General features: G+C 66.4%; 17 protein-coding genes. 12 read left to right on the plus strand and 5 right to left on the minus strand.

What is annotated here, in order from left to right; translation table 11 throughout:
- Positions 1-74: 74 nt before the first annotated feature.
- The gene (locus tag ZRA01_RS07560; protein WP_141350893.1) at positions 75-1,475 is read left to right on the plus strand and encodes an exonuclease domain-containing protein; all 1,401 of its coding nucleotides are present in this window, start codon (positions 75-77) and stop codon (positions 1,473-1,475) included.
- 391 nt (positions 1,476-1,866) lie between these two features.
- Here the strand turns inward: ZRA01_RS07560 and ZRA01_RS07565 are convergent, their stop codons facing one another.
- From ZRA01_RS07565 to lptM, 4 genes are read right to left on the minus strand one after another with little or no spacing between them, the layout of a single operon-like run.
- Complete coding sequence (locus tag ZRA01_RS07565; protein WP_141350895.1) at positions 1,867-4,914, minus strand: efflux RND transporter permease subunit; 3,048 nt, start codon at positions 4,912-4,914, stop codon at positions 1,867-1,869.
- Positions 4,911-6,017: an efflux RND transporter periplasmic adaptor subunit gene (locus tag ZRA01_RS07570; RefSeq protein WP_141350897.1), complete on the minus strand. Its 1,107-nt coding sequence runs from the start codon at positions 6,015-6,017 to the stop codon at positions 4,911-4,913. Before ZRA01_RS07570 ends, ZRA01_RS07565 begins: the two co-directional genes overlap by 4 nt.
- A gap of 31 nt (positions 6,018-6,048) precedes the next feature.
- Positions 6,049-7,311: a diaminopimelate decarboxylase gene (lysA, locus tag ZRA01_RS07575; protein ID WP_141350899.1), complete on the minus strand. Its 1,263-nt coding sequence runs from the start codon at positions 7,309-7,311 to the stop codon at positions 6,049-6,051.
- Positions 7,308-7,520: an LPS translocon maturation chaperone LptM gene (gene lptM, locus ZRA01_RS07580; RefSeq protein ID WP_141350901.1), complete on the minus strand. Its 213-nt coding sequence runs from the start codon at positions 7,518-7,520 to the stop codon at positions 7,308-7,310. Before lptM ends, lysA begins: the two co-directional genes overlap by 4 nt.
- Positions 7,521-7,568: 48 nt before the next feature.
- On the opposite strand from lptM, the gene cyaY reads away from it, so the two are divergent.
- Positions 7,569-7,889: an iron donor protein CyaY gene (gene cyaY, locus ZRA01_RS07585; RefSeq protein WP_141350903.1), complete on the plus strand. Its 321-nt coding sequence runs from the start codon at positions 7,569-7,571 to the stop codon at positions 7,887-7,889.
- A 52-nt stretch (positions 7,890-7,941) separates the two neighbouring features.
- On the opposite strand, the gene ZRA01_RS07590 is transcribed toward cyaY, so the two are convergent.
- Complete coding sequence (locus ZRA01_RS07590; protein ID WP_141350905.1) at positions 7,942-10,281, minus strand: penicillin-binding protein 1A; 2,340 nt, start codon at positions 10,279-10,281, stop codon at positions 7,942-7,944.
- A gap of 176 nt (positions 10,282-10,457) precedes the next feature.
- Here ZRA01_RS07590 and ZRA01_RS07595 point away from each other — a divergent pair, with 176 nt between their 5' ends.
- From ZRA01_RS07595 to ZRA01_RS07640, 10 genes are all read left to right on the plus strand, one after another.
- Entirely contained in the window at positions 10,458-11,534 is a 1,077-nt protein-coding gene (locus ZRA01_RS07595; RefSeq protein ID WP_141350907.1) for a pilus assembly protein PilM, read from the plus strand.
- Positions 11,531-12,136 (plus strand): PilN domain-containing protein, encoded by a 606-nt coding sequence (locus ZRA01_RS07600; protein WP_141350908.1) that lies wholly within the window; start codon positions 11,531-11,533, stop codon positions 12,134-12,136. Before ZRA01_RS07595 ends, ZRA01_RS07600 begins: the two co-directional genes overlap by 4 nt.
- On the plus strand, positions 12,133-12,807 hold the full coding sequence (locus tag ZRA01_RS07605) for a type IV pilus inner membrane component PilO (protein ID WP_141350910.1): 675 nt from the start codon (positions 12,133-12,135) through the stop codon (positions 12,805-12,807). The genes ZRA01_RS07600 and ZRA01_RS07605 overlap by 4 nt, the downstream gene beginning before the upstream one ends.
- A 5-nt stretch (positions 12,808-12,812) precedes the next feature.
- Positions 12,813-13,337 (plus strand): pilus assembly protein PilP, encoded by a 525-nt coding sequence (locus ZRA01_RS07610; RefSeq protein ID WP_141350974.1) that lies wholly within the window; start codon positions 12,813-12,815, stop codon positions 13,335-13,337.
- Entirely contained in the window at positions 13,334-15,514 is a 2,181-nt protein-coding gene (locus tag ZRA01_RS07615; RefSeq protein ID WP_141350912.1) for a type IV pilus secretin PilQ, read from the plus strand. Before ZRA01_RS07610 ends, ZRA01_RS07615 begins: the two co-directional genes overlap by 4 nt.
- A 25-nt stretch (positions 15,515-15,539) precedes the next feature.
- Positions 15,540-17,525 carry an Ig-like domain-containing protein gene (locus ZRA01_RS07620; RefSeq protein ID WP_141350914.1) on the plus strand — a complete coding sequence of 662 codons (1,986 nt, stop codon included), beginning with the start codon at positions 15,540-15,542 and terminating at the stop codon, positions 17,523-17,525.
- Positions 17,526-17,595: 70 nt separating this feature from the next.
- The gene (locus ZRA01_RS07625; RefSeq protein WP_141350916.1) at positions 17,596-18,138 is read left to right on the plus strand and encodes a shikimate kinase; all 543 of its coding nucleotides are present in this window, start codon (positions 17,596-17,598) and stop codon (positions 18,136-18,138) included.
- Positions 18,126-19,205, plus strand: a complete 1,080-nt coding sequence (gene aroB / locus ZRA01_RS07630) for a 3-dehydroquinate synthase (RefSeq protein ID WP_141350917.1) — start codon at positions 18,126-18,128, stop codon at positions 19,203-19,205. The genes ZRA01_RS07625 and aroB overlap by 13 nt, the downstream gene beginning before the upstream one ends.
- A gap of 13 nt (positions 19,206-19,218) precedes the next feature.
- The gene (locus tag ZRA01_RS07635) at positions 19,219-20,343 is read left to right on the plus strand and encodes a deoxyguanosinetriphosphate triphosphohydrolase (protein ID WP_141350919.1); all 1,125 of its coding nucleotides are present in this window, start codon (positions 19,219-19,221) and stop codon (positions 20,341-20,343) included.
- Between the two features lie 277 nt (positions 20,344-20,620).
- A complete protein-coding gene (locus ZRA01_RS07640; RefSeq protein ID WP_141350921.1) occupies positions 20,621-25,294 on the plus strand; it encodes a glutamate synthase-related protein in 4,674 nt (1,557 codons plus the stop codon).

Consider the following 25,294-nt stretch of genomic DNA (forward strand, 5'->3'; position numbering starts at 1 on the left):
ACCTCAGCCTGACCCCGCGGGGGTGACGCATCTGCCGCCCGTCGGCTCCTCACCCCTCGCGCAGCACCGCACAATTGCTCCCACGCCTCGCCTTCATCGACGTTGAAACCACCGGCGCCAACCCGGTGGTCGATCGGGTCACCGAGATCGCCATCCTGCGCGTCGAGAACGGCGTGCTGGTCGAGCGCTGGTCCAGCCTGGTCAACCCGGGCATGGGCATCCCGCCGAGCATCCAGGGCTTCACCGGCATCACCGACGCCATGGTCGCCGGGGCGCCGCCCTTTGCCGAGCTGGCCGATGGTGTGCGGGCGCTCTTGGCCGACTGCGTCTTCGTCGCCCACAACGCGCGCTTCGACTACGGTTTCATCAAGAACGAGTTCCGCCGCATCGGCCAGGATTTCGACGCGCCGGTGCTGTGCACCGTCAAGCTGTCGCGGGCGCTGTACCCGCAGTTCCACCGCCACGGCCTCGACGCGTTGATCGAGCGCCACGGCCTCACCTGCACCGCCCGCCACCGGGCGATGGGCGACACCGAGGCGCTGCACCAGTTTGCCGGCATCGTCGCCGGGGAGTTCGAGCGCGACGTGCTCGAGGCCGCCATCGTCAAGGCCATGAAGGCCCCCAGCCGTCCGGCGGGCCTGCCCGAGGGCGTGCTCGAGGGCCTGCCCGAGGGGCCGGGCGTGTATTTCTTCTATGGCGAGAACGACCTGCCGATCTACATCGGCAAGAGCGTGAGCCTGCGCTCGCGGGTGATGAGCCATTTCTCGGCCGACCACCGCAGCGGCAAGGAGGCCAAGCTCGCCCAGCAGGTGCGCCGCGTCGAGTGGCAGCAGACCGCCGGCGAGCTCGGCGCGCTGCTCCTCGAGGCGCGCCTGATCAAGGAGCGCAAGCCCACCGAGAACCGCCTGCTGCGCGAAACCGACGCCGTCTTCGGGCTGCGTTTCGACCCCACCCGCAAGCGCAGCCCGGTGCTGGTGCGCGAGCTCCTGGGCGGCGGTGATCCGGCCGACTGGGCCGAGGTGTACGGCAGCTTCCGCACCAAAAAAGAGGCCGACAACGCCCTCCGCGAGCTCGCCACCCTCTACAAGCTGTGCCCGCGCCGCATCGGCACCGAGCCGTGGGGCGACGGCGCCTGTCTGGCCCACCAGATGAAACGCTGTGCCGGCGTCTGCGCCGGCCGCGAGAGCCATGCCGAGCATGACGAGCGCCTGCTGAAGGTGCTCGAGAGCCTGCGCCTGCGCCGCTGGCCGTGGCTCGGCCCGGTGGCGATCCGCGAATACCACGCCGACACCGGCCGCAGCGCGATGCACCTGGTCGACCGCTGGTGCCTGCTCGGCACCGCGGAAGACGAAGCGAGCTTTGGCGAACTCGTCGCCACCCCGCCCGGCCGGGCCTTCGACCTCGACACCTACCGCATCCTGGTGCGCTGGCTGGACACGCCGGAGGGGCGGCGGGCGGTGACGGTGGTGGGCTGACGGGGGCCTCGCTGGCCTTGACGCCTGGATGTTTGCTGGGCGGGGGGGCTCGCAAAACGTTCGGTCAGTCTCGCTCGGATTCGCCCACGGATGTCGGGTTACGCTGCGCTAACCCGACCTACCCTGCTTCCTGAGGCATCGATGGTTCTCGCCGACCCTCCATTGGGTCGCTGAGACCCTCGCTTGGGTATCCCGATACCCTCCGTTGCCTCGCGGCGACCCAAGCTTGCCCCACGGTGGGGCATCGCTGGGTCGCGGATACCCTCCGTTGGGTGTCCCGCCGCCCTTCGTTGGCCAGCGCAGACCCATCACCGGGGCGCCGGGGGGGGCAGCCGTGGGGCGACTGGCCCCGGAGGCGGGGGCTTGCCACCCCCGCGAGGCCGCCGCGGCCTCAGCCCTGCCGCTTCTCCCGCCAGCCTTCCAGCAGCGAATACACCGCCGGCACCACCACCAGGGTCAGCAGGGTCGAGCTGATCATGCCGCCGACCACCGCCACCGCCAGCGGCTGGTTGGTCTCGCTGCCGGCGCCGAAGCCCAGCGCCGCGGGGGCGAGGGCCAGGATCACCGTCATCGAGGTCATCAGCACCGGGCGCATCCGGGTGGGGCAGGCGTTGCGCAGCGCGGCGTCCACCTTCAGGCCCTCGCCGCGGCGCTGGTTGGTGAGGTCGACCAGCAGGATCGAGTTTTTCGCCACCAGGCCGATCAGCAGCACCAGCCCGATCATCGAGTAGATGTTGAGGGTCTGCCCGCTGGCCCACAGGGCCGCCACGCCGCCGACGATGGCCAGCGGTTGGGCCAGCATCACGATGGCGGGCTGCAGGAAGCTGTTGAACTGGCTGGCCAGCACCATGTAGAGCAGGGTGAGGGCGAGCAGGAAGGTGAAGCTCATGTACTTCTGGGTTTTGCCGAACTCCTCGGCCTGGCCGATCATGAGCACCTGGTAGCCGGTGGGCAGCATCTCGGCGGCGGTGGCCTTGACCAGCTCGACGGCCTCGGCCAGCGGCAGGGTGGGGGTGGCGAAGAAGGTGGTGGCGTACTGCAGGTCGAAGCGCCCGACCACCGCCGGGCCCAGGGTTTCGTGGAAGCTGGCCACGCTGTCGAGGCGCACCATCTCGCCGGCCTTGTTGCGCAGGTAGATCTTCGACAGATCCGCCGGCTGGGTGAAGCTGCCCTCCACCGCCTTCACGCGGATGTCGTAGCGCTGGCCGTCGCCGGGCTCGTCGTTGAACTTGGCGATATCGACGCCGCCGGTGAGCATGTTGATGGCGAGGGCCACGTCCTGGGTGGCGAGGCCGGCGTCGGCGATGCGCAGGCGGTCGGGGCTGAAGATGAGCTGGGGCAGGTCGAGCTGCAGGTCGGTGTCGATGCGCCCGAGCGCGGGCAGGGCGGCCAGCTTGCGCTGCAGGGCCTGGGCGTGCTGGCCGAGTTCCTGCAGGTTGGTGCCGGTGAGCACGAACTGCAGCGGCTCGCCGCGGGCGCCCTGGACCATCGGGTAGGGCGCGGCGAACACCCGGGCGCCGGCGATCCGGGTGAACTCCTGGCGCAGCATGGGGATCACGTCCTGCTGCTTGAGTGTGCGCTCGCCCCGCGGCGCCATGCGCACCACCACCGTCCCCTGGTTAACCTGGCCGGCGGCGCCGAGGCCGATCAGCGAGAACTCGGAGCGGATCTCCGGGTGGGTGTCGAGGATGGCCTCGACTTCGCGCAGCTTGGCGTCGGTGTAGTCGATGCTGGAGCCCAGCGGCGTGCGCAGCGACACCAGGAAGCGCCCCTCGTCGGCATCCGGCGCAAAGGCCTTGCCGATGTTGGCAAAGAAGAAGCCGCTGGAGGCCACCACCGCCACGGTGGCCAGCACCACCCACAGGCGGTGGCTGAGGGCGCCGTCGAGCAGGCGCACGTAGAGGGCGTCGAGCCCCGCGAAGAAGCGGTCGAAGGCGCGGTAGATGGGGCCGTGCTGCTTCTCGACCTTGAGGTAGCGCGAGCACAGCATGGGGGTGAGGGTGAGCGAGACGAACAGCGACACCAGCACCCCGAAGGTGACCACCAGCGCGAAGCTGCGGAAGAACTGCCCGATGATCCCCGAGATGAAGGCTACCGGCGCAAAGATGCAGACCAGCGACAGGGTGGCCGCCATCACCGCGAAGACCACCTCGTTGCTGCCGTTGATGGCCGCCGAGACCGGGTCGGGGTCGAGGGTCTCGCGGTGGCGGAAGATGTTCTCGAGCACCACGATGGCGTCGTCCACCACCACCCCGATCAGCAGCAGGAGGCCCAGCATGGTGAGCGAGTTGAGGGTGAAGCCGGCGAAGTAGATCACCGCGATGGCCCCCGCGAGCGACACCGGGATGGCCAGCGAGATGATCAGCGTCGAGCGCACCGAACGCAGGAAGACCCACACCACCAGCGCCGCCAGCAGGGTGCCCTCGATGAGGTGCTCCTTGAGGGAGTCGACGATCTCGATGATGAACACCGCGTCGTTGGACACCACCGACAGGCTCATGCCCGGCGGCAGGGCCGGGCGCAGCTCTTTGTCGACGCGCTCCTGGATACGTTCGGTGATCGCCACGGTGTTGGCGTTGGCGATCTTCACCATGCCCAGGCCGACGGTGGTCTGGCCGTTGAAGCGGGCCAGCTGGCGCTTGTCGGCGAGGCCGTCGTCGATGCGGGCCACGTCGCCCAGATGCACCGGCGCCTTGTCACGCCAGGCCACGATCAGCTCGCGCAGCGCCTCGACCTGGTGGAACTCCAGGTCTAGCTTGACCAGGCTCTCGGTGGTGCTGCCCACCACAAAGCCGCCGGCCAGCTGCACGTGCTCGCGGGCGAAGGCCTCGCTGATGTCCTGGGCGGTGATCTTGTGGGCGGCCATCCGGTCGGGCAGCAGGTCGACCCGGATGGTGCGGTCGCGCCGCCCGCCCAGGCGCACCTCGCCGACACCGTCGATGGTCTCGAGGCGCTTCTTGAGCACGTTGATGGCGTACTGGTTGAGCTGCTGCTGGGTGCGGTCGCCCTGCAGCGCCAGCCACATGATGGGCTGGGCGTTGGTCTCGACCTTGGCCACCACCGGCGGGTCGACATCCTTGGGCAGCCGGCGCAGCACCTGGTTGACCTTGGATTGCACCTCGTTGAAGGCCACGTCCACCTTCTTCTCGAGGGCGAAGGTGATGTTTACCGTCGACACCCCGGGCGACGAGGTGGACTGCACGTGCTCGATGCCCGGCACGCTGTTCACCGCCGATTCGATGACGTTGGTGATGCTGGAGTCGACGATGTCCGGGTTGGCGCCCTTCAGCGTGGTGGTGATCGAGATCACCGGGAATTCGATGAAGGGGTAGCGGTCGAGGCCGACCCGCTGATAGCCGATGATGCCCACCAGCACCAGCACGGCGCTCATCATCCACGCCAGCACGTGGCGTTTGACGGAAAGCTCGGGCAGGGTCATGGCTTGGTGGTGGCCGGGCCGGCGGCGGGGGCAGTCTTGACGGTGACGGCGGCGCCGTCGGAAAGGAAGCCGGCGCCGTCCTCGGCGACGACCTCGCCCGGGGCCAGGCCCTTGACGATCTCGATCTTCCCGCCCTGCTTGACGCCGGGCTCGACGATGCGCTGGCGGGCCTTGCCGTCGGCGACGATGTACACCACCTTGCCGGCCGGGCGCAGCACCACGCTCTGCTCGGGCACCACCACCGCGGCGGGCTTGCGGCCGGTGACGATGGCGCCATTGACGGTGCCGCCGGCACGCAGGCTGCCATCGTTTTCAAGGCGTACCTGCACGTCGATGGCGCGGCTGGTTTCGCTGACGGTGGGCTTCACCTGCTCGACGGTGCCTTCGATCACCCGGCCGGGCGCCTGGGCGCTGGTGAGGCGCACCGGCTGGCCCGGGCGGATGCGCGGCGCGGCGCTCTCGGGGTAGGGCAGGTGGGCCTTGAGGATACGGTTGGAGACCAGCCGGTACAGCGGGTCGCCCACTTTCACGTAATCGCCGGCGGAGACGATCTGGGTTTCGATGACGCCCTCGGTGGGCGCGGTGACCTTGCTGCGGCCCAGGTTGTTGCGGGTGGCGCTGCCCCGGGCGCGGGCGTTGGCGAGCTGGGCGCGGGCCGCGTCGCGCTGGGCGCGGGCGTCGTCGGCGCCGTTCTGGGATATGAAACCCTTGGCGACGAGCTGCTGCTGGCGCTCGGCGAAGCGTTCGGCCTGGGCCACCAGGGATTCCAGCCGGGCGATCTCGGCGGCGTCGGCCTGGCCCTGGGTGTGGAAGTCGGTGGGGTCGATCTCGGCCAGCAGCTGGCCCTTGCGCACCCGATCGCCGCTCTTGGCGTGCACCGCGATCACGCGCCCGGCCACCTCGGCGCCGATCTTCGGGTCGATCAGGGCTTCGAGGCTGCCGAGGCTGTCTTCGGTGACGTCGAGGGCCATGCTCGCCGCCGCGGTGGTGGTGATCAGCGTGGCGGGCGGCCCGGCCGGCTTGGCGGTGGCCGGCTCGGGCTTGCTGCCGCAGGCGCCGAGCCCGACGGCGAGGAACAGGGTGACGCAGGGGGCGAGACGCATGATCGAGGCCTTCGGGCGGGCGGTGCTGGCGTTACGGAAGCGGGCGTTCGCCCTTCAGGAGGTGCTCGAGGGTCTCGCGCTCGCGGATCACATGCACCGTGTCGCCATCCACCAGCACCTCGGCGGCGCGGGGGCGGGTGTTGTAGTTGGAGCTCATCGTCATGCCGTAGGCGCCGGCCGACAGGATCGCCAGCAGGTCGCCCGGGGCGACGGAGAGGTCGCGGTCGTGGCCGAGGAAGTCGCCGCTCTCGCAGATCGGGCCGACCACTTCGTAGCGGGTGGCGGGCAGCTCGCGCGGGGCGACGGCGACGATCTCGTGCCAGGCGTCGTAGAGGGCCGGGCGGGCCAGGTCGTTCATGGCCGCGTCGATGATCGCGAAGTTCTTCTCGACGCCGGGCTTGAGGTATTCGATGCGCGTGAGCAGCAGGCCGGCGTTGCCCACCAGCGAGCGGCCCGGCTCGAAGCACAGGGCCTCGGAGCGGCCCTCGAAGCAGGCGAGGAGCGGCTTGAGGTAGTCGGTGGGGGTGGGCGGCTCTTCGTCGCGGTAACGGATGCCGAGGCCGCCGCCCAGGTCGATGTGGTCGAGGTGGATGCCTTCGCGGGCGAGCTGGTCGACCAGGCCGAGGATCTTGCCGGCGGCTTCGGCCATCGGGGCCGGGTCGAGGAGCTGGGAGCCGATGTGGCAGTCGATGCCCGAGATCTCGATGGCAGGCATCCGCGCGGCCTTGCGGTAGAGATCGAGGGCCTCGGTGAAGGCCACGCCGAACTTGTTGCCGCGCAGGCCGGTGGAGATGTAGGGGTGGGTGTTGGGGTTGACGTCGGGGTTCACGCGGAAGGCGATCGGCGCGCGCTTGCCGAGCTGGGTGGCCACGTCGTTCAGGCGGTCGAGCTCGGCGGCGGATTCGACGTTGAAGCAGCCGATGCCGGTCTCGAGGGCGAAGCGCATCTCGTCGACGCTCTTGCCGACGCCCGAGAAGATCACCTTGCCCGGGTCGCCGCCGGCCGCCAGCACGCGGGCCAGCTCGCCGCCGGAGACGATGTCGAAGCCGGCGCCGAGCTTGGCGAACACCGACAGGATGCCCAGGCTGGAGTTGGCCTTGACCGCGTAGCAGACCAGCGCCTTGCGCATCCCGAGGGCCTTTTGGTAGGCCTGGTAGGCGCCGGTGAGGGCGGCGCGGGAATACACGTAGGTGGGGGTGCCGAAGCGCGCGGCGATGTCGGCGAGGGCGACCCCTTCGAGGGTCAGTCCGGCGGGGCCGGCGGCAAGGGTCGGCACGGGCAGGGCGGTCATCATTGGGCAGAGTCCTGGGGGGCGGGTTTGTTATGATCGGCAGTCGGGGCCCGGGCGGGCGCCGGCGCGCTGTTGGCCGGGCCATCGGCGGGCTTGGCGGCCGGGCGGGCGATGGGCTTGGGAACCTGCGGGAGCTGCAGCGGCCCCTTGATGCCGCAGCCGCCCAGCACGATCAGGCCGCAGGCTGCGGCGGCAGTGGCGATGGTTCGCATGATTTCCGCGCAAAAACGTGAATGTTAACAGATGGAAGGGAATGGGCGATGGATGAAGCAGGGTTCAATGCGCTGGCGGATGCCGAACTTGAGCGCCTCGAGGGCTTGCTTGATGCCTGCGGGGCCGACTTCGATTACGAGGTGAAGCCCGGCGGCGTGCTCGAGCTGGAGTTCGACAATGGCAGCAAGATCATCGTCAATCGCCACACGGCGGCCCGGGAGATCTGGCTGGCGGCGAAATCGGGCGGCTTTCATTTCCGCCCCGCCGACGGCCGCTGGCTGGGCACCCGCGATGGCGAGGATTTCTATGTGGTGCTGTCCCGCTGCATGTCGGAGCAGGCCGGCGAGCCGGTCAGCCTGAAGGGCTGAAGGCTCCGCGCGCCCGGCTGGCCGATGGAGGCGCCGGGCGTGGGGATGCCCTTCAGCCGGTGGATGGCGGCAGCCCCGGTGCCGCTGGGGCCGGCGCCGCAGCGGGCGGCGGCGCGGCGGTCGGGGCTTCGTCGGCGGGGGTGCTCGGGGTGGCTTCGGCGGGAGCGTCCACCGGTACGTCGGGGAGGTTTTCCTTGTAGATCATCTCCTCGGTGGTGGCGCCCGCCGGCTGGACGCGGATCAGGCCCTCCGGTGCCTTCGGGAAGGTTTCGGGCACTCCGTCGAGGGCCTTGCGCATGTAGCTGATCCACATCGGCAGGGCCGCGTGGCCGCCGGTTTCGCCGCTGCCCAGGTTGCGCGGCTTGTCGAAGCCGATCCAGGCCACCGTGACGAGGGTCGGCTGATAACCGCAGAACCAGGCATCGAGGTAGTCGTTGGTGGTGCCAGTCTTGCCGGCCAGGTCGCTACGCTTGAGCACCATCGCCTTGGTGGCGGTGCCGCGGCGGACGACGTCCTTCATGATCGAGTCCATCAGGTAGGCGTTGCGCTCGTCGATCGCCCGCTCGGCGGTCTCGCCGGCCACCGGTGGGTCGACGCGGGCCAGCACGTTGCCGGCATCGTCGCGGATCTCCTGCACCAGGTAGGGTTCGATGCGGTAGCCGCCGTTGGCGAACACCGCGTATCCGCGCATCATCTGCCAGGGGGTCACCGAGCCGGCGCCGAGGGCCATCGTGAGGTAGGCCGGGTGGCGTTCGGCATCGAAGCCGAACTTGGTGACGTAGTCTTGGGCGTAGCGCGGGCCGACCGACTTGAGCAGGCGGATCGAGACCATGTTCTTGGAGCGGGCCAGGGCCGTGCGCAGCGAGATCGGGCCATCGTAGCGGCCGTCGTAGTTCTTGGGCTCCCAGGCCTGGCTGCCGGTCTCGCCCGACGAGAAGGATAGCGGCGAGTCGTCCACCACGCTGTTGGGGCCGTAGCCCTTTTCGAAGGCGGCCGAGTAGATGAAGGGCTTGAAGCTGGAGCCCGGCTGGCGCCACGCCTGGGTGACGTGGTTGAACTTGTTGCGCGAGAAGTCGAAGCCGCCAGCCAGCGCGCGGATCGCGCCGGTGCGCGGGTCGGCGGAGGCGAGGGCGCCCTCGACCTCCGGCAGCTGGGTGATCTCCCAGCGGCCGTTGTCGTTGCGGGTGATGCGCACGATGGCGCCGGCGCGGATGCGTTTGTTGGGCGGGCCCTTGTCGCCCACCATGCGGTCGGCAAAGCGCAGGCCCTCGCCGCTGATGCGGATCGTCTCGCCGTAGCGGTAAACGGTGACCGCGCCCGCGCGGACTTCGGTGACGATCGCGGCCAGCATGTCGTCGTAGTCGGGGGTTTCGGCGAGGATCTCGTCCATTGCCTCACCCTCGGCCTTCATGCGGGCCGGGTCGACGTAGGCCTCGGCGCCGCGGTAGCCGTGGCGACGGTCGTAGTCCATGATGCCGCGGCGCAGGGCCCGGTGGGCGGCCTCCTGCTCGGCCCGGGTGATGGTGGTGATGACCTTGATGCCGCGGGTGTAGGCCTCTTCCTGGAACTGTTCGTAGGCGATCTGGCGGGCCATCTCGGCCACGTAATCGGCGCTGCCGCCGAAGTCGGTGCCGCTGGTGACGACCTTCAGCGGTGTGTCGATGGCCTGACGGTGCTCGGCCTCGCTGATGAAGCCGAGCTCGAGCATCCGCCGCAGCACGTATTGCTGGCGCATCGCGGCGCGTTTCGGATTGACGACCGGGTTGTAAGTCGAAGGTGCCTTGGGTAGCCCGGCGAGCATGGCGGCCTCGGGGATGTTGAGGTCGCGGATGGGCTTCCCAAAATAGGTATGCGAGGCCACCGCGAAGCCGTAGGCGCGCCGGCCGAGGAAGATCTGGTTGATGTAGACCTCGAGAATCTGGTCTTTCGTGAGATTTTGCTCAATCTTGAAGGCGAGGAGTATTTCGTAAAGCTTGCGAGAAATGGTCTTCTCTCGGGTGAGGAAAAAGTTGCGTGCCACCTGCATCGTGATCGTCGAGGCGCCCTGGCGTTTTCCGCCGGTCGCGAGGTTGGCGCCGGCGGCCCGCAGGATGCCCAGGAAGTCCACGCCCGAGTGCTGGTAGAAGCGGTCGTCCTCGGCGGCGAGGATCGCCTGCTTGAGGACCGGAGGCACATCCTGGATGCGGATGAAGGCGCGCCGCTCCTCGCCGTATTCGCCGATCAGGGCGCCGTCGGCGGTGTAAACCCGGAGCGGGATCTTGGGGTGGTAGTCGGTCAGGGCTTCGAGCGAGGGCAGGGTCGGCCAGGCGAAGGCGACCGCGAGGGCGACGATCGCGAGGCCGATCGTGATGAGGCCGAGGAGGGCGGCGAAGGGGTAAAGGAGCCAGCGCATGAGGGGAGGGCAGGTGGCAAAAAAGTCTGTGCATTATACGAGGAGCCCCGGTTTGCCGCCCGTAATGCCGCTCCCATGATTTACAGGGCCTTGCTTTACACCTGTCATTGTTGTTGTTAGGATCTCATGTAGATTGTTGTAAGTGCGTCTAACGTAAAGAATTTTCAGGACTTTTTGTGATCGACCTATCCTTTCTCAGCCCCAGGGCACGCCCCTTGATCGGTGTCGACATCTCGTCGTCGTCGATCAAGATGGTCGAGTTGTCCGCCGTTTCCGGAGGGGGGTACCGGGTCGAGCGCTACGCGATCGAGGCGCTGCCCCGCGAGGCGGTGGCAGACGGAAACATCGCCAATCTCGAGGCTGTCTCCGAGGCGATCCGCCGCGCCTGGCGCCGTCTGGGCACCAGCACCAAGTTCGTGGCGCTGGCGCTGCCCGCCTCGGCGGTCATCACCAAGCGGATCATCCTGCCCGCCGGGTTGCGTGACCAGGAGCTCGAGGTTCAGGTCGAATCCGAGGCCAACCAGTACATTCCCTTCGCCCTCGATGAGGTCAACCTCGACTTCCAAGTGATCGGCCCGGCCGCTTCCAGCGCCGAAGAAGACGAGGTGCTGATCGCCGCCTCCCGCAAGGAAAAGGTCGAAGACCGGGTCGCCGCAGCCGAGGCCGCCGGGCTGAAGGCGCTGGTGATGGACGTGGAATCCTACGCCGCCCTGTCGGCCTTCGAGCTCGTCCAGGCCCAGCTGCCCGATCAGGGCGAGGACAAGATCATCGCCCTCGTCGATGCGGGCGCCAACGTCATGAACGTGTCGGTGCTGCGCAACGGCGTTCAGGTCTATGCGCGCGAGCAGGCCTTCGGTGGTTTTCTGCTGACCCAGGACATCATGCGGCACTTCGGCATGTCCCTAGAAGAGGCCGAGGGCGCCAAGCGCAACAGCTCGCTGCCCGAAAACTACGAATCCGATCTGCTGCGCCCCTTCATGGACGCGCTGGCGCTTGAGGTGTCCCGGGCGCTGCAGTTCTTCTTCACCTCCACCCAGTTCAATCAGGTCGACCACATCGTGCTGGCTGGGGGCTGCGCGGTCATCCCGGGTTTGGCCGAGACGGTCGCGGGGCGGACCCAGGTGGACACCCTGATCGCCAACCCCTTCGCGAACATGAGCCTCAGTTCCAAGATTCGCCCTAAAAACCTCACGGCTGACGCTCCGGCGCTGCTGGTGGCTTGCGGGCTGGCCCTGCGGAGGTTCGATTCGTGATCCGCATCAACCTGCTCCCGCACCGGGAAGAAAAACGCAAGTCGCGTCGCCAGCAGTTCATCCTGTTCTCTGCCCTCGCCGCACTGGGCGGGCTGCTGGTGTGGTTCATCGGGCACTCCATCATCGCCGGCTATGTCGATGGCCAGGACGAGAAGAACGCCATGCTCAAGCAGGAGATCGCCCTGCTCGACAAGGAGATCTCCGAAATCAAGGGCCTTCGCGAACAGGCGGAGGCCCTCTTGTCGCGCAAGCAGGTCATCGAGTCCCTGCAGACCAACCGCACCGAGCCGGTGCACGTCTTCAACGAGCTGGCGCGCCAGATCCCCGAGGGGCTCTATTTCAAGAGCCTCAAGCAGACCGGTTCGCGCATCAACATCACCGGCTATGCCCAGTCGAACGCCCGGGTTTCCAACCTGATGCGTAACCTCGACGCCTCACCCCAGCTCCAGAACGCCGAGCTGGTCGAGGTGAAGGCCGCCGTGCTCAACACCCGCCGCGTGAGCGAGTTCAATCTCAACGTCAGCCTCGAGCGCCAGCCGGTCGAGGATGCCGAAAAATTCAAGGGAAAGCCTCCCGTCAGCGCAGGAGGTAAGCCGCAATGAGTTTCAAGGAGTCGCTGGAAAACCTCCGCACCCTGGATCTCCAGAGCCTGCTGCGTGACTTCAGGGGGCTTGATCCGAACGATCCGGGGCAATGGCCGCTCGCGCCACGGGTCGCCACGCTGCTGGCGATCTTCTTTGCCATCGTCGTCGGCGGGTGGTGGTTCGACTGGAGCGATCAGTTGGGGCTGCTGGAGGCCAGGGAGCGCGAAGAGGCAACGCTCAAGGAAGACTGGGTCGGCAAGAAGCGCCAGGCCGTGAATCTGCCCGAGTACCGCCGCCAGCTGAGCGAGATCGACCGCCAGTTCGGCGCGCTGCTCAAGCAGCTGCCCAACCGCTCCGAGATGGAATCGCTGCTGGCCGACATCAACCAGGCGGGCCTCGGGCGTGGCCTGCAGTTCGAGCTGTTCAAGCCCGGCACCGAAGTCATGAAGGATTTCTACGCCGAGCTGCCGATCGCCGTCCGTGTCACGGGCAACTACCACGATCTCGGCGAGTTCGTCGGAGATGTGGCGCAGATGCCCCGTATCGTGACCCTCAACGACATTGCCATCGAAACGCAGAAAGACGGTGCGCTCAAGTTCGATGCGACCGCCATGACCTACCGTTACCTTGACGACGAGGAAGTGGCGCGTCTGCGCAAGGAAAAGGCCAAAGAAAAGGCGGGCAAGTGACCACCATGCGACTGACCCTGTTGCTGCCCCTGGCCGCTGCGCTCCTCGTGTCCGGGTGTGGCGACCAGGAGGACGACCTGCGAGCCTGGATGGCCGAGGCGTCCAAGGATCTCAAACCCAATCTCAAGCCCTTGCCGCCGATCCAGCAGGTCGTGCCGGTGAGCTACCAGGGGAGCGGGATGAGCGATCCCTTCAAGGCTGCCAAGCTCGAGCCCGACAAGAAGTCCGGCATGTTCGTGCCCGATGCCAACCGTCGCCGTGAGCCGCTGGAAGCCTATCCGCTGGAGTCCCTCAAGATGGTGGGGGTCATCATCAAGCAGGGGCAGTCCCACGCCATCATTGCGGCAGACAAGACATTGCACCAGGTCCGGGTTGGTAATTATCTCGGCCAGAACTACGGGCAGATCACGGCGATCTCGGAAACCGAGATCGCCCTCAAGGAGCTCGTGGAAGATCAATCCGGCGAGTGGGCGGAGCGCGTCAGTACGCTGCAATTGCAGGAACAGGCGCCTCAGGAGGCAAAGAAATGAAAATGAGACGTGGCGTCCTGCAGGGCGCATGGGTATTGACGGCAGTCTGTGGGGCCTTGCTGCCCTCCGCGCCGGTTTTGGCGCAGGCTCCCGCTGCCGAGGTCGTGCAGGCCGGCAACCGCATCGAGAAGATCATCGCGGCCGAGCAGGGCGGCAACGTCGTCCTCAAGCTGACGATGGCCAAGCCGCTCGCGGCAGCACCCGGAAGCTTCAGCGTGGCCAGCCCGGCGCGGGTCGCCTTCGACTTCCCCGACACCGGTAACGGCCTGGGGCGCAATAGCCAGCAGTTCAATACCGGCGACCTGCGCAGCGTGAACATCGTCCAGGTGGGCGACCGCACCCGGCTGGTGCTCAACCTGTCCCGCCTGTCGCCCTACGACATCCGCCTCGAAGACCGCGACGTCCTGATCACCCTGTCGGCAGCCCAGATGCGCGAGGCCGGCAACATTGTCTCCCAGTCCACCCAGTTCGCTGCGCCGGCGCCCATGGCCCAGGGAGAACGGCACTCGATCCGTGACATCAACTTCCGCCGCGGCAAGGAAGGCGAGGGCCGGCTGGTCGTCGATCTGTCCGATGCCAGCACCGGCATCGACATCCGCCAGCAGGGCACCAGCCTGATCGTCGACTTCCTCAAGACCGAGGCGCCCGAACAGCTCCGCCGCAAGCTCGATGTGATCGATTTCGGCACCCCGGTTTCCACCGTGCTCACCCAGAGCCAGGGCGGCAACGTGCGCATGACCATCACGCCGCGCGGCCAGTGGGAGCACAACGCCTACCAGAGCGACAACCAGTTTGTTCTCGAGGTGAAGCCCGTCAAGGAAGACCCCAACAAGCTCACCCAGGGCGTGGGCAAGGGCCGCTTCGGCGGCGAGAAGCTGTCGCTCAACTTCCAGAACATCGATGTCCGGTCGGTGCTGCAGGTGATCGCCGACTTCACCAACTTCAACATCATCACCAGCGACTCGGTGCAGGGCAACCTCACCCTGCGCCTCAAGGATGTCCCCTGGGATCAGGCTCTCGACATCATCCTGCAGGCCCGCGGCCTCGACATGCGCAAGAACGGCAACGTCATCTGGATCGCCCCGCGCGACGAGCTGGCCGCCCGCGAGAAGCTCGACCTCGAAGCCAAGGCCCAGATCGGCGAGCTCGAGCCGCTGCGTACCGAGACCTTCCAGATCAACTACCACAAGGCCAAGAGCGTCGCTGAGTTCATCAAGGGCAAGGAACAGACCGTCCTCTCCAAGCGCGGCAACGTGAGCGCCGACGAGCGGAGCAACAAGCTCTTCGTCAATGACGTGCCGTCCCGCCTCGAAGACGTCCGCCGCCTCATCGCCGAGATCGACGTCGAGGTGCGCCAGGTGCTCATCGAAGCCCAGATCGTCGAGGCCACCGACACCTTCGCCCGTAACCTGGGCGTGCGGCTCGGCTTCGGTGGCAAGACCGGTGGCCTGCTTGGCACCACCACCGGTGGCGTGCCGGTGTATCGCAACACCTTCGGCACCGGCAGCCTCAACTCCACCGCCTATCAGGCGGGGCAGATCACCACCGTGCCGACCCTCGACAGCTCCCTCGGTGTCAATCTGCCGGCCTCCAACATCAACACCAAGCAGGTCGGCGCGCTGTCCTTCGCCCTCTGGAACAGCGCCGCCACGCGCTACATCGACCTGGAAGTGTCGGCCCTCGAAGCCGATGGCCGTGGCAAGGTGGTGTCCCGCCCCCGCGTGATGACCGCCGACAAGGCCGAAGCCATCATCGAGCAGGGCTCCGAAATCCCCTACCAGACCCAGACCAGCGCCACCGCGGTGGCCACCGTCAGCTTCAAGAAGGCCAACCTGTCCCTCAAGGTGAAGCCCCAGATCACCCCGGACGGCAAGGTCATGATGGCCCTCGACGTCAACAAGGACCAGCCCCGCTACGACCAGCCGGTCGCCGGCGGCAACGTCCCCATCGACACCAAGCACGTCAAGACCGACGTGGTCGTCGAGAACGGTGGTACCGTCGTGATCGGCGGCATCTACATCCAGGAAGTTGGCAACAACACCACCAAGATCCCCCTGCTGGGCGACATCCCGGTGCTCGGCTACCTGTTCCGCAACAACGAGCGCAAGGACAACAAGACCGAACTGCTCGTCTTCATCACGCCCCGCATCATCAACGATCAGCTTGGGCTGCGTTGAAAACCCAGATCTGAATGGAATAAAAATGCACAGATTCATCGTAGCCGACTGCTCTCGACGGTCGGGTTTGATTTTGTCCATCCTCGCTGCTGCGCTGCTAGCCGGTTGTGGCGGTGGTGGCGGTGGGACTAGCAATGCAACCCCGACCTGCCTGCCCTACACAACCAATCCGACCTGCGCGAGCAATCCGTCGTCAACAATCGTGACCGATCTTTCGCTGACCGTTGATTCGCCGACGCTGCAAACCGATGGTTCTTCGGTGGTCACGATCAAGGCTGCGCTGAAGGACAAATCCAACGGCATCGTTAAGGGTGAGACGGTCAGTTTTTCCGTCGATTCCGGTTCGCTCTCCTCAAGCTCGGTGAAAACAGACGACACGACCGGTGTCGCAACCGTGACCTTCGATTCCAACGACAACAAGGCCAACCGCACCGTCAAGGTGACGGCGAGCTATCAGACCCTGGTGAAGGAAACGACTATTACCGTGCTCGGTTCCCGGCTCGGTTTCGGTGGCGACTCCTCGGGTGTCGTCGGTGAAAACGTCTCGATGACCGTAACCCTGCTTGACGGTGCTGGCAAGGCCATTGCGAATCAGAGCGTTGCGGTTAAGTCTTCGCTTGGTAACCCGGTCCCGGCTACCATCACAACTAATGCCAGCGGTCTGGCAACCCTGACTTTCAAGCCGACGGTCAACGGTACTGACGTGATCTCCGTTGATGCCCAGGGTGCTAGTGCAGTCAAGAGTCTCCCGATCTCGGCGATCAACTTTGCGTTCACGAGTCCCGCAAGCAATGAAACGGTGGCGATCAACACTTGTCGCGAGGTGGAGGTCCAGCTCCAAGGCGGCCTGACCGGCACGTCTGCGACCTTCACTTCCTCGCGAGGGTCTGCCTATGCGACTCAGGCTGGGTGTGAGGCCGACCTGGCGTACAACAGGGCCAATACTGACAAGCGGACGAGCACGTCGGCAGCCGTGGCCTTCAGCGGCATGTCGGCAAAGGCCTACGTAACTTCCCCCAGCGCCGGGGCCGCAACGGTTTCCGCCATCCTGGCCACATCGGGTTCCGGCAGCGGTACGACAGCCAAGCGGGAGATCTCCTTTGTTTCCATCACGCCGACCCAGATTGTGGTTCAGGCTGATCCGACCACCCTGTCGCCCAACAGCACGGGCAACATCTATGCGATCGTACGGGACGACAGCGGTAACCCGGTTGCCGGGGCCAAGGTCATCTTTACGGCCCCCTCCGGCGGTGGGCAGGCAAATCCGTCCATTGCGGATACCGATGCGTCAGGAGTCGCTTCGACCACCTTCAAGGCAGACCCCAACCTGACGGGGAAGGATTCGGTCACTGTCGTGGCAACCGTCCTGGATACTTCCGTGACTAAGCAGACTCAGCTGACCGTTGCGGGGCAGGGAGTCAATATCGTCATCGGCACCGACAATCTCATCGAGAAGTTGACCGCTCCGCCGAAATACAAGTCCGTCTGGGGGGTTTTCGTGACGGACACGGCCGGCAACCCGATTCGCAATCAGGCCGTGACCATCGCGCTGAGGGGGGTCGAATTCCAGAAGGGTTACTTTGCCCAGGGTTCGGGAACCAATTCGGGTAAGTGGGTGAAGTACACCCAGGCCACCTGCCCCGCCGAAGATGCCAACAATGATGGCTTCTTCCAAGACGGGGAAGTGGGGGATGCAGACCTTGACGGTATTCTCGAGCCGAATGGCGCTGCGCTGGTGATGCCGCCCGTCGAGAATGCAACGGCTGCCACCAGTGTCACGGTGACCACTGATAATTCGGGATCTGCCGCGTTCTGGGTCGTCTATCCCCCCGCGTATGCCGCCTGGACCAAGATCGAGTTGAAGGTGACGGCTGCTGTTGCGGGGCAGAACAATACCGCTTCCCGGAGTTACTACCTGCCCTTTGTGGCAAGTGAGGTGAGTGATCTGGCTGTCTCGCCCTCCTTCCAGGATTCGCCTTTCGGCAATGCGCCGAATTGCAATCAGCATTGATTGGATGCTGCTGCATTGACTGGCGGCCCTGCGCGGGCCGCCAGTCCCTTGTAATATTTTGACTTTGCCCATGTCCATTGTCTCCAGCGAAAAAAATCGCTGCATCGTCCTCGTCGGCATGCCCGGTTCGGGCAAGACCACCGTGGGGCGGGATCTCGCCAAGCGGCTCGGCTTGCGTTTCGTCGACACCGATCACGAGATCGAGGCGCGGACGGGGGTCAAGATTCCGATAATCTTCGAGATCGAAGGTGAGGACGGGTTTCGCAAGCGCGAAACCCAGACCCTCGACGATCTGACCCGCGAATCCAACATGGTGCTCGCCACCGGTGGTGGTGCGGTGATCCGCCCCGAGAATCGCGCGCTGCTGCGGGAGCGCGCGGTGGTGGTGTTCCTGAGCGTGCCGCCGCCCATCTTGTGGGAGCGTACCCGCCATGACCGCAGCCGCCCGCTGCTCCAGGTGTCCGACCCCAGGGGCCGCCTCGAGGAACTCCTGAAAGTCCGCGGCCCCTATTACCGCGAAGTCGCCCACATCATCGTCGAAGGCGGGCGTGGAACGCCCCACGCGATGGTCAAGCTGATAGAGAAGGAATTGCAGGCCCTATGCGAACACTGAGCGTCGCGCTGGATGCGCGCAGCTACCCCATCCACATCGGCACCGGGCTGCTGGCCGACCCGGGCCTGATCCTGCCCTACCTCAAGAGCAAGCGGGTCGCCGTGATCACCAACACCGTGGTCGGGCCGCTGTATCTGGCGCCCTTCGTCGCTGCGCTGCGCGAGCGGGGGCTGCGGGTCACCGAGATCGTGCTTCCCGATGGCGAGGCGCACAAAGACTGGCCCACCCTCAACCTCATCTTCGACGGCCTGCTCGGCGACCGTTGCGACCGTAGCACCACCCTCATCGCCCTCGGCGGAGGGGTGGTCGGCGACATGGTCGGCTTTGCCGCGGCCAGCTACCAGCGCGGGGTGCCCTTCATCCAGGTGCCCACCACGCTGCTGTCCCAGGTGGATTCGTCGGTGGGCGGCAAGACGGCGATCAACCACCCGCTCGGCAAGAACATGATCGGCGCCTTCTACCAGCCTCGGCTGGTGCTGGCCGACATCGCCACCCTCGGCACCCTGCCGGACCGCGAGCTGAAGGCAGGCCTCGCCGAGGTCATCAAGTACGGCCTGATCCGTGACCTGCCCTTCCTCGATTGGATCGAGGCCAATCTCGACCGTCTGCTGGCTCGCGATGGCGAGGCCCTCGCCGAGGCCGTCGAGCGCTCCTGTCGCAACAAGGCCGAGGTGGTGGCCGCCGACGAGACCGAGCAGGGTGAGCGCGCCACGCTCAACCTGGGGCACACCTTCGGCCACGCCATCGAGACCGGCCTCGGCTACGGCGAATGGCTGCACGGCGAGGCGGTGGCCGCCGGCGCGGTGATGGCCGCCGAGCTGTCGCGCCGCCTGGGCTGGCTGTCGGATGCCGACGTGGAGCGGGTGCGTCGCATCCACGAGCGCGCCGGCCTGCCGGTGAAGGGGGCTGCCCTCGGCGCCGATCGCTACCTCGAGCTCATGGCCCACGACAAGAAGGTCAGCGACGGCACCCTGCGGCTGGTGCTCCTGAAGGCGATCGGCCGCGCCGTGATCACCTCCGAGGCGAGCACCGCCGACATCCGCGCCGCCATCGAGGCGTGCTGCTGAGCGGCGCCCGCCCATGAACGAGCTCGCGTCCTACGCCGTCAGCGAAGCCAACTCCCGCGGCCGCCAGGTGGCCGAGGCGCCGCCGCTGGCGCGGGGCGAGTTCCAGCGCGACCGCGACCGCATCGTGCATTGCACGGCCTTCCGGCGCCTCGAATACAAGACCCAGGTCTTCGTGAACCACGAGGGCGACCTGTTTCGCACGCGCCTCACCCACAGCATCGAGGTCGCCCAGATCACCCGCTCGATCGCCCGCGCGCTGCAGCTCAACGAAGACCTCGCCGAGGCCGTGGCGCTGTCCCACGATCTTGGTCACACGCCCTTCGGCCACGCCGGTCAGGAGGCGCTCAACGCCTGCATGAAGGACTTCGGCGGCTTCGAGCACAACCTGCAGTCCTTGCGCACGGTGGATCTGCTCGAGGAGAGCTACGCCGAATTCAACGGCCTCAACCTCATGCACGAAACCCGGGAGGGCATCCTCAAGCACTGCTCGCCCAAGCATGCCGCCGAGCTCGGCGACATCGGCCGGCGGTTTCTCGAGGGCCGCCAGCCGTCCCTCGAGGCCCAGCTCGCCAACCTTGCCGACGAGATCGCCTACAACAACCACGACGTGGACGACGGCCTGCGCTCGGGCCTCATCAGCCTCGAGCAGCTCGACGAAGTGCCCATCTTTGCGCGCAACCGGCAGTCGGTCGAAGCGCGCCATCCCGCGCTCACGGGGCGGCGCCTGATCCACGAGACCATCCGCCGCATGATCAACCTGATGGCGGTCGACCTCATCGAGCAGACCCGCGCCAACATTGCCCGGGCCGCGGTGGTCACCCTCGACGACGTGCGCGCCGCGCCGCGGCTGGTGGCCTACAGCGCCGAACTGCTGCCCGAACTGCGCGTGCTGAAGACCTTCCTGCGCGAAAAGCTCTACCACCACTACCAGGTGCTGCGCATGACCGACAAGGCCCGGCGCATCATCCAGGATCTCTTCGGCGCCTTCACAAACGATCCGCGCCTGCTTCCGCCCCAGTACCAGACCATGGCCCGCTCGGACAAGGCCCGGGCCATCGCCGACTACATCGCCGGGATGACCGACAGGTACGCCATGCGCGAGCATCGCCGCCTGTTCGCCGTCGGCGAGATCTACTGACCCCGGCGGACACCGCCGTTCGGCTGCCAGCCCGCGCCGCGCAAGCGGTTCCCCCAGTTGCGGCGCTGCAAAAAAATCTTGAAAAACCTGCGCCTGCGGCGGTATATTCGACCCTCGCCCAATGTGTTTGAACGGTCTCTTCGTCGGGATCGGACGTAGCCGGCTGGCCAAGATGCCGGCTTTTTTGACGGTTCGGGCGGGGCGTCTTCCCGCAGTCTGAAGGTCCGGTGCTACAGGAATGTGAGCGCCGGTGTGTGTTGTGTCGAGGAAAAACAAGATGGATCTTCCCCTGGAGCAGGGTCTTTACGACCCCGCCAACGAACATGACGCCTGTGGTGTCGGCTTCATAGCACATATCAAGGGCAACAAAACCCACGAGATCGTTCTGCAGGGTCTCGAAATCCTGAAAAATCTGGACCACCGGGGTGCCGTGGGTGCCGACCCGCTGCAGGGCGATGGCGCCGGTATCCTGATCCAGATTCCGGACACCCTGTTCCGCGAAGAGATGGCCAAGCAGGGTGTGACGCTGCCGCCCGCCGGCGACTACGGCGTCGGCATGGTCTTCCTGCCCAAGGAGAACGCCTCCCGCCTCGCCTGTCAGGAAGAGATCGAGCGCGCCGTCCGTGCCGAAGGCCAGGTTGTCCTGGGCTGGCGTGACGTGCCCACCGACCCGGCGATGCCCATGTCGCCGACCGTCAAGGCCAAGGAGCCGGTGATCCGCCAGGTCTTCATCGGTCGCGGCCCCGACGTGATGGTCACCGACGCCCTCGAGCGCAAGCTCTACGTGATCCGTCGCCGTGCCGCCAATGCCATCGGCAGCCTCAAGCTGAAGCACTCCAAGGAGTTCTACACGCCGTCGATGTCGGCGCGGACCATCAACTACAAGGGTCTGCTGCTCGCCGATCAGGTCGGCCAGTACTACCTCGACCTGCAGGACGCGCGCTGCGTGTCGGCGCTGTCGCTGGTGCACCAGCGCTTCTCGACCAACACCTTCCCGACCTGGCACCTGGCGCACCCGTTCCGCTACATCGCCCACAACGGCGAGATCAACACCGTCCGCGGCAACTACAACTGGATGCGTGCCCGCGAAAAGGGCACCCACTCCCCGCTGCTCGGCGACGACCTGCAGAAGCTGTGGCCGCTGATCTACCCGGGCCAGTCCGACTCCGCCTCCTTCGACAACGCCCTCGAGCTGCTCGTCATGGGCGGCTACTCGCTGGCCCACGCGATGATGATGATGATTCCCGAAGCCTGGGAATCCCACACGCTGATGGACCCGAAGCGTCGCGCTTTCTACGAATACCACGCCGCCATGATGGAGCCGTGGGACGGCCCCGCCGCGGTGGCCTTCACCGACGGCCGCCAGATCGGCGCCACCCTCGACCGTAACGGCCTGCGCCCGGCCCGCTACCTGGTCACCGATGACGACTACGTCATCATGGCCTCCGAGTCCGGCGTGCTGCCAATCCCCGACGAGAAGATCGTCAAGAAGTGGCGTTTGCAGCCGGGCAAGATGTTCCTGATCGACATGGAGCAGGGCCGCATCATCGACGACAAGGAGCTCAAGGAGTCCCTCGCCGCCGCCAAGCCCTACCAGGAGTGGCTGTCGCGCATCAACATCAAGCTCGACAACTGCGCAGAGGTCGAAGCCGTTGCGCCCGAAGCCGCCGCCTCGCTGCTCGATCGTCAGCAGGCCTTCGGCTACACCCAGGAAGACATCAAGTTCATCCTCGAGCCGATGGCCAAGAGCGGTGAAGAGGCTGCCGGCTCGATGGGTAACGACAGCCCGCTGGCCGTGCTGTCTGCTCGCAACAAGCCGATCTACAACTACTTCCGCCAGCTCTTCGCCCAGGTGACCAACCCGCCGATCGACCCGATCCGCGAACAGCTGGTCATGTCGCTGGTGTCCTTCGTCGGTCCGCGCCCCAACCTGCTCGGCATCAACGAGATCAACCCGCCGTACCGCCTCGAAGTCACCCAGCCGGTCCTCACCTTTGCCGACATGGCCAAGCTGCGCGGCATTGCCGGCTTCACCGGCAACAAGTTCCGCTCGGCCGAACTCGACATCTGCTACCCGCTGGCCTGGGGCAAGGAAGGCGTCGAAGCGCGTCTGGCCTCCCTGTGCGCCGAAGCCGAGAACGCGGTGCTCACCGGCTCCAACATCCTGATCGTCTCCGACCGCAAGGTCGATGCCGGCAACGTGGCCATCCCGGCGCTGCTCGCCACCTCGGCGATCCACCAGCACCTGGTCACCAAGGGTCTGCGCACCCGCACCGGTCTGGTCGTCGAGACCGGCTCCGCCCGCGAGACTCACCACTTCGCCGTGCTGGCCGGCTACGGTGCCGAGGCTGTGCACCCCTACCTGGCCCTCGAGACCCTCGTCGAGCTCGCCAACGGCGACGCCGCCACCGCCGACAAGTACATCAAGCACTTCATCAAGGGCGTCGGCAAGGGCCTCATGAAGGTCATGTCCAAGATGGGCATCTCCACCGTCATGTCCTACACCGGCGCGCAGATCTTCGAGGCCATCGGCCTGCAGAAGAAGCTGGTCGACAAGTACTTCACCGGCACCTCCTCCCAGGTCGAGGGCATCGGCGTGTTCGAGGTGATGGAAGAGGCGATCCGCCTCCACCAGCAGGCTTTCAGCGCCGATCCGGTGCTGGCCAACGCCCTCGATGCCGGCGGCGAGTACGCCTTCCGGATCCGCGGCGAAGAGCACATGTGGACCCCGGAGGCCATCTCCAAGCTGCAGCACTCCACCCGCTCCGGCAAGTACGACACGTACAAGGAATACGCCAAGATCATCAACGATCAGAGCAAGCGCCACATGACCCTGCGCGGCCTGTTCGACATCAAGCCCGTTGGCGCCCCGGTGCCGCTGGACGAAGTCGAATCCGCGAAAGACATCGTCAAGCGCTTCGCCACCGGCGCGATGTCCCTCGGCTCGATCTCCACCGAAGCCCACTCGACCCTCGCCGTCGCGATGAACCGCATCGGCGGCAAGTCGAACACCGGTGAAGGCGGCGAAGACCCGAAGCGCTTCATCCCGATTTCCAAGGATTCCTCCCTGGCCGAGGTCATCGGAGCCAGCCGCGTCGAGCGCGACATCCCGCTGAAGGCCGGCGACAGCCTGCGTTCCTCGATCAAGCAGGTGGCTTCCGGCCGCTTTGGCGTGACCACCGAGTATCTGGTCAATGCCGACCAGATCCAGATCAAGATGGCCCAGGGCGCCAAGCCCGGTGAAGGCGGCCAGCTGCCCGGCCACAAAGTGTCCGAGTACATCGGCTTCCTGCGCCACTCGGTGCCGGGTGTCGGCCTGATTTCGCCGCCGCCGCACCACGACATCTACTCCATCGAAGATCTGGCTCAGCTGATCCACGACCTGAAGAACACCAACCCGGTGGCCGACATCTCGGTCAAGCTGGTGTCCGAAGTAGGCGTCGGCACGGTTGCTGCCGGTGTCGCCAAGGCCAAGGCCGACCACGTGGTCATCGCCGGTCACGACGGCGGCACGGGCGCCTCGCCGCTGTCGTCGGTCAAGCACGCCGGTTCGCCGTGGGAGCTCGGCCTCGCCGAAACCCAGCAGACCCTGGTGCTCAACCGCCTGCGCAGCCGCATCCGCGTGCAGGTCGACGGCCAGATCAAGACCGGTCGCGACGTCGTCATCGGCGCCCTGCTGGGTGCTGATGAATTCGGCTTCGCCACCGCGCCGCTGGTCGTCGAAGGCTGCATCATGATGCGCAAGTGCCACCTCAACACCTGCCCGGTGGGTGTCGCCACGCAAGACCCGACCCTGCGCAAGCGCTTCTCCGGCCAGCCGGAGCACGTGGTCAACTACTTCTTCTTCGTCGCCGAAGAAGTGCGCGAGCTGATGGCCGAGCTCGGCATCCGCAATTTCGAAGACCTCATCGGTCGTGCCGACCTCCTCGACATGAGGGCCGGCATCGAGCACTGGAAGGCCAGCGGCCTCGACTACAGCCGCATCTTCCACCTGCCGAACGTGCCGGCCGACGTGCCGCGCATCCACACCGAAACCCAGGACCACAACCTGGCCAAGGCCCTCGACCACCAGCTCATCGAGCTGGCCAAGCCGGCCCTTGAGCGTGGCGAGAAGGTCTCCTTCGAGGTGCCGGTGCGCAACGTCAACCGCACCGTCGGTGCCATGCTGTCGGGCAAGTTCGCCGCCAAGTACGGCCACGCCGGCCTGCCGGACGACACCGTGCATGTGCGCCTCAACGGCACCGCCGGCCAGAGCTTCGGCGCCTTCCTGAGCCGTGGCCTGACCCTCGAGCTCGTCGGCGAAGGCAACGACTACGTGGGCAAGGGCCTCTCCGGTGGCCGCATCATCGTGCGCCCCGCGGCCGGCTTCAAGTGCGACACGCCGTCCAACATCATCATCGGCAACACCGTGCTCTACGGTGCCACCGAAGGTGAGGCCTACTTCGCCGGTGTCGGCGGTGAGCGCTTCGCGGTGCGGAACTCCGGCGCGACCACCGTCGTCGAAGGCGTGGGTGACCATGGCTGCGAATACATGACTGGTGGCACCGTGGTGGTGCTCGGCATGACCGGCCGCAACTTCGCGGCGGGCATGTCCGGTGGCGTCGCCTACGTGTTCGACGAGGAGGGTACTTTCGAGTCCCGCTGCAACATGGCCCAGGTAGCCCTGGAGCCGGTCGAGGAAGAACTCGCCGCCCGCAAGGGTTCCGAGTCCGGCGACGAGCTTGAGTCCCACGGCCGCGTCGATGTTCGCCACCTCGGCATGGCCGACGAAGCCCTGCTCAAGATGCTGGTCGAGCGTCACGCCACCTACACCGGCAGCGAGCGCGCCAAGGCGATCCTCGCCGACTGGGCCAACGCCCGTGGCAAGTTCGCCAAGGTGATGCCGCACGAATACCGTCGCGCGCTGGCCGAACAGGCCGCGCAACAACAGAAAGAACTGGAGGCCGCGTAA

The organism is Zoogloea ramigera, from assembly GCF_006539865.1.
In the GTDB taxonomy this organism is placed as follows: Bacteria; Pseudomonadota; Gammaproteobacteria; order Burkholderiales; family Rhodocyclaceae; genus Zoogloea; species Zoogloea ramigera.

Excerpts from the sequence above, each read along its gene's own strand:
- cyaY (WP_141350903.1), top strand. The coding sequence starts at position 7,569 with ATGGATGAAGCAGGGTTCAATGCGCTGGCGGATGCCGAACTTGAGCGC.
- ZRA01_RS07620 (WP_141350914.1), top strand. The coding sequence starts at position 15,540 with ATGCACAGATTCATCGTAGCCGACTGCTCTCGACGGTCGGGTTTGATT.
- ZRA01_RS07565 (WP_141350895.1), bottom strand. The coding sequence starts at position 4,914 with ATGACCCTGCCCGAGCTTTCCGTCAAACGCCACGTGCTGGCGTGGATG.
- ZRA01_RS07635 (WP_141350919.1), top strand. The coding sequence starts at position 19,219 with ATGAACGAGCTCGCGTCCTACGCCGTCAGCGAAGCCAACTCCCGCGGC.
- aroB (WP_141350917.1), top strand. The coding sequence starts at position 18,126 with ATGCGAACACTGAGCGTCGCGCTGGATGCGCGCAGCTACCCCATCCAC.
- lysA (WP_141350899.1), bottom strand. The coding sequence starts at position 7,311 with ATGATGACCGCCCTGCCCGTGCCGACCCTTGCCGCCGGCCCCGCCGGA.
- ZRA01_RS07590 (WP_141350905.1), bottom strand. The coding sequence starts at position 10,281 with ATGCGCTGGCTCCTTTACCCCTTCGCCGCCCTCCTCGGCCTCATCACG.
- ZRA01_RS07615 (WP_141350912.1), top strand. The coding sequence starts at position 13,334 with ATGAAAATGAGACGTGGCGTCCTGCAGGGCGCATGGGTATTGACGGCA.
- ZRA01_RS07570 (WP_141350897.1), bottom strand. The coding sequence starts at position 6,017 with ATGCGTCTCGCCCCCTGCGTCACCCTGTTCCTCGCCGTCGGGCTCGGC.
- lptM (WP_141350901.1), bottom strand. The coding sequence starts at position 7,520 with ATGCGAACCATCGCCACTGCCGCCGCAGCCTGCGGCCTGATCGTGCTG.
- ZRA01_RS07625 (WP_141350916.1), top strand. The coding sequence starts at position 17,596 with ATGTCCATTGTCTCCAGCGAAAAAAATCGCTGCATCGTCCTCGTCGGC.
- ZRA01_RS07640 (WP_141350921.1), top strand. The coding sequence starts at position 20,621 with ATGGATCTTCCCCTGGAGCAGGGTCTTTACGACCCCGCCAACGAACAT.
- ZRA01_RS07605 (WP_141350910.1), top strand. The coding sequence starts at position 12,133 with ATGAGTTTCAAGGAGTCGCTGGAAAACCTCCGCACCCTGGATCTCCAG.
- ZRA01_RS07610 (WP_141350974.1), top strand. The coding sequence starts at position 12,813 with ATGCGACTGACCCTGTTGCTGCCCCTGGCCGCTGCGCTCCTCGTGTCC.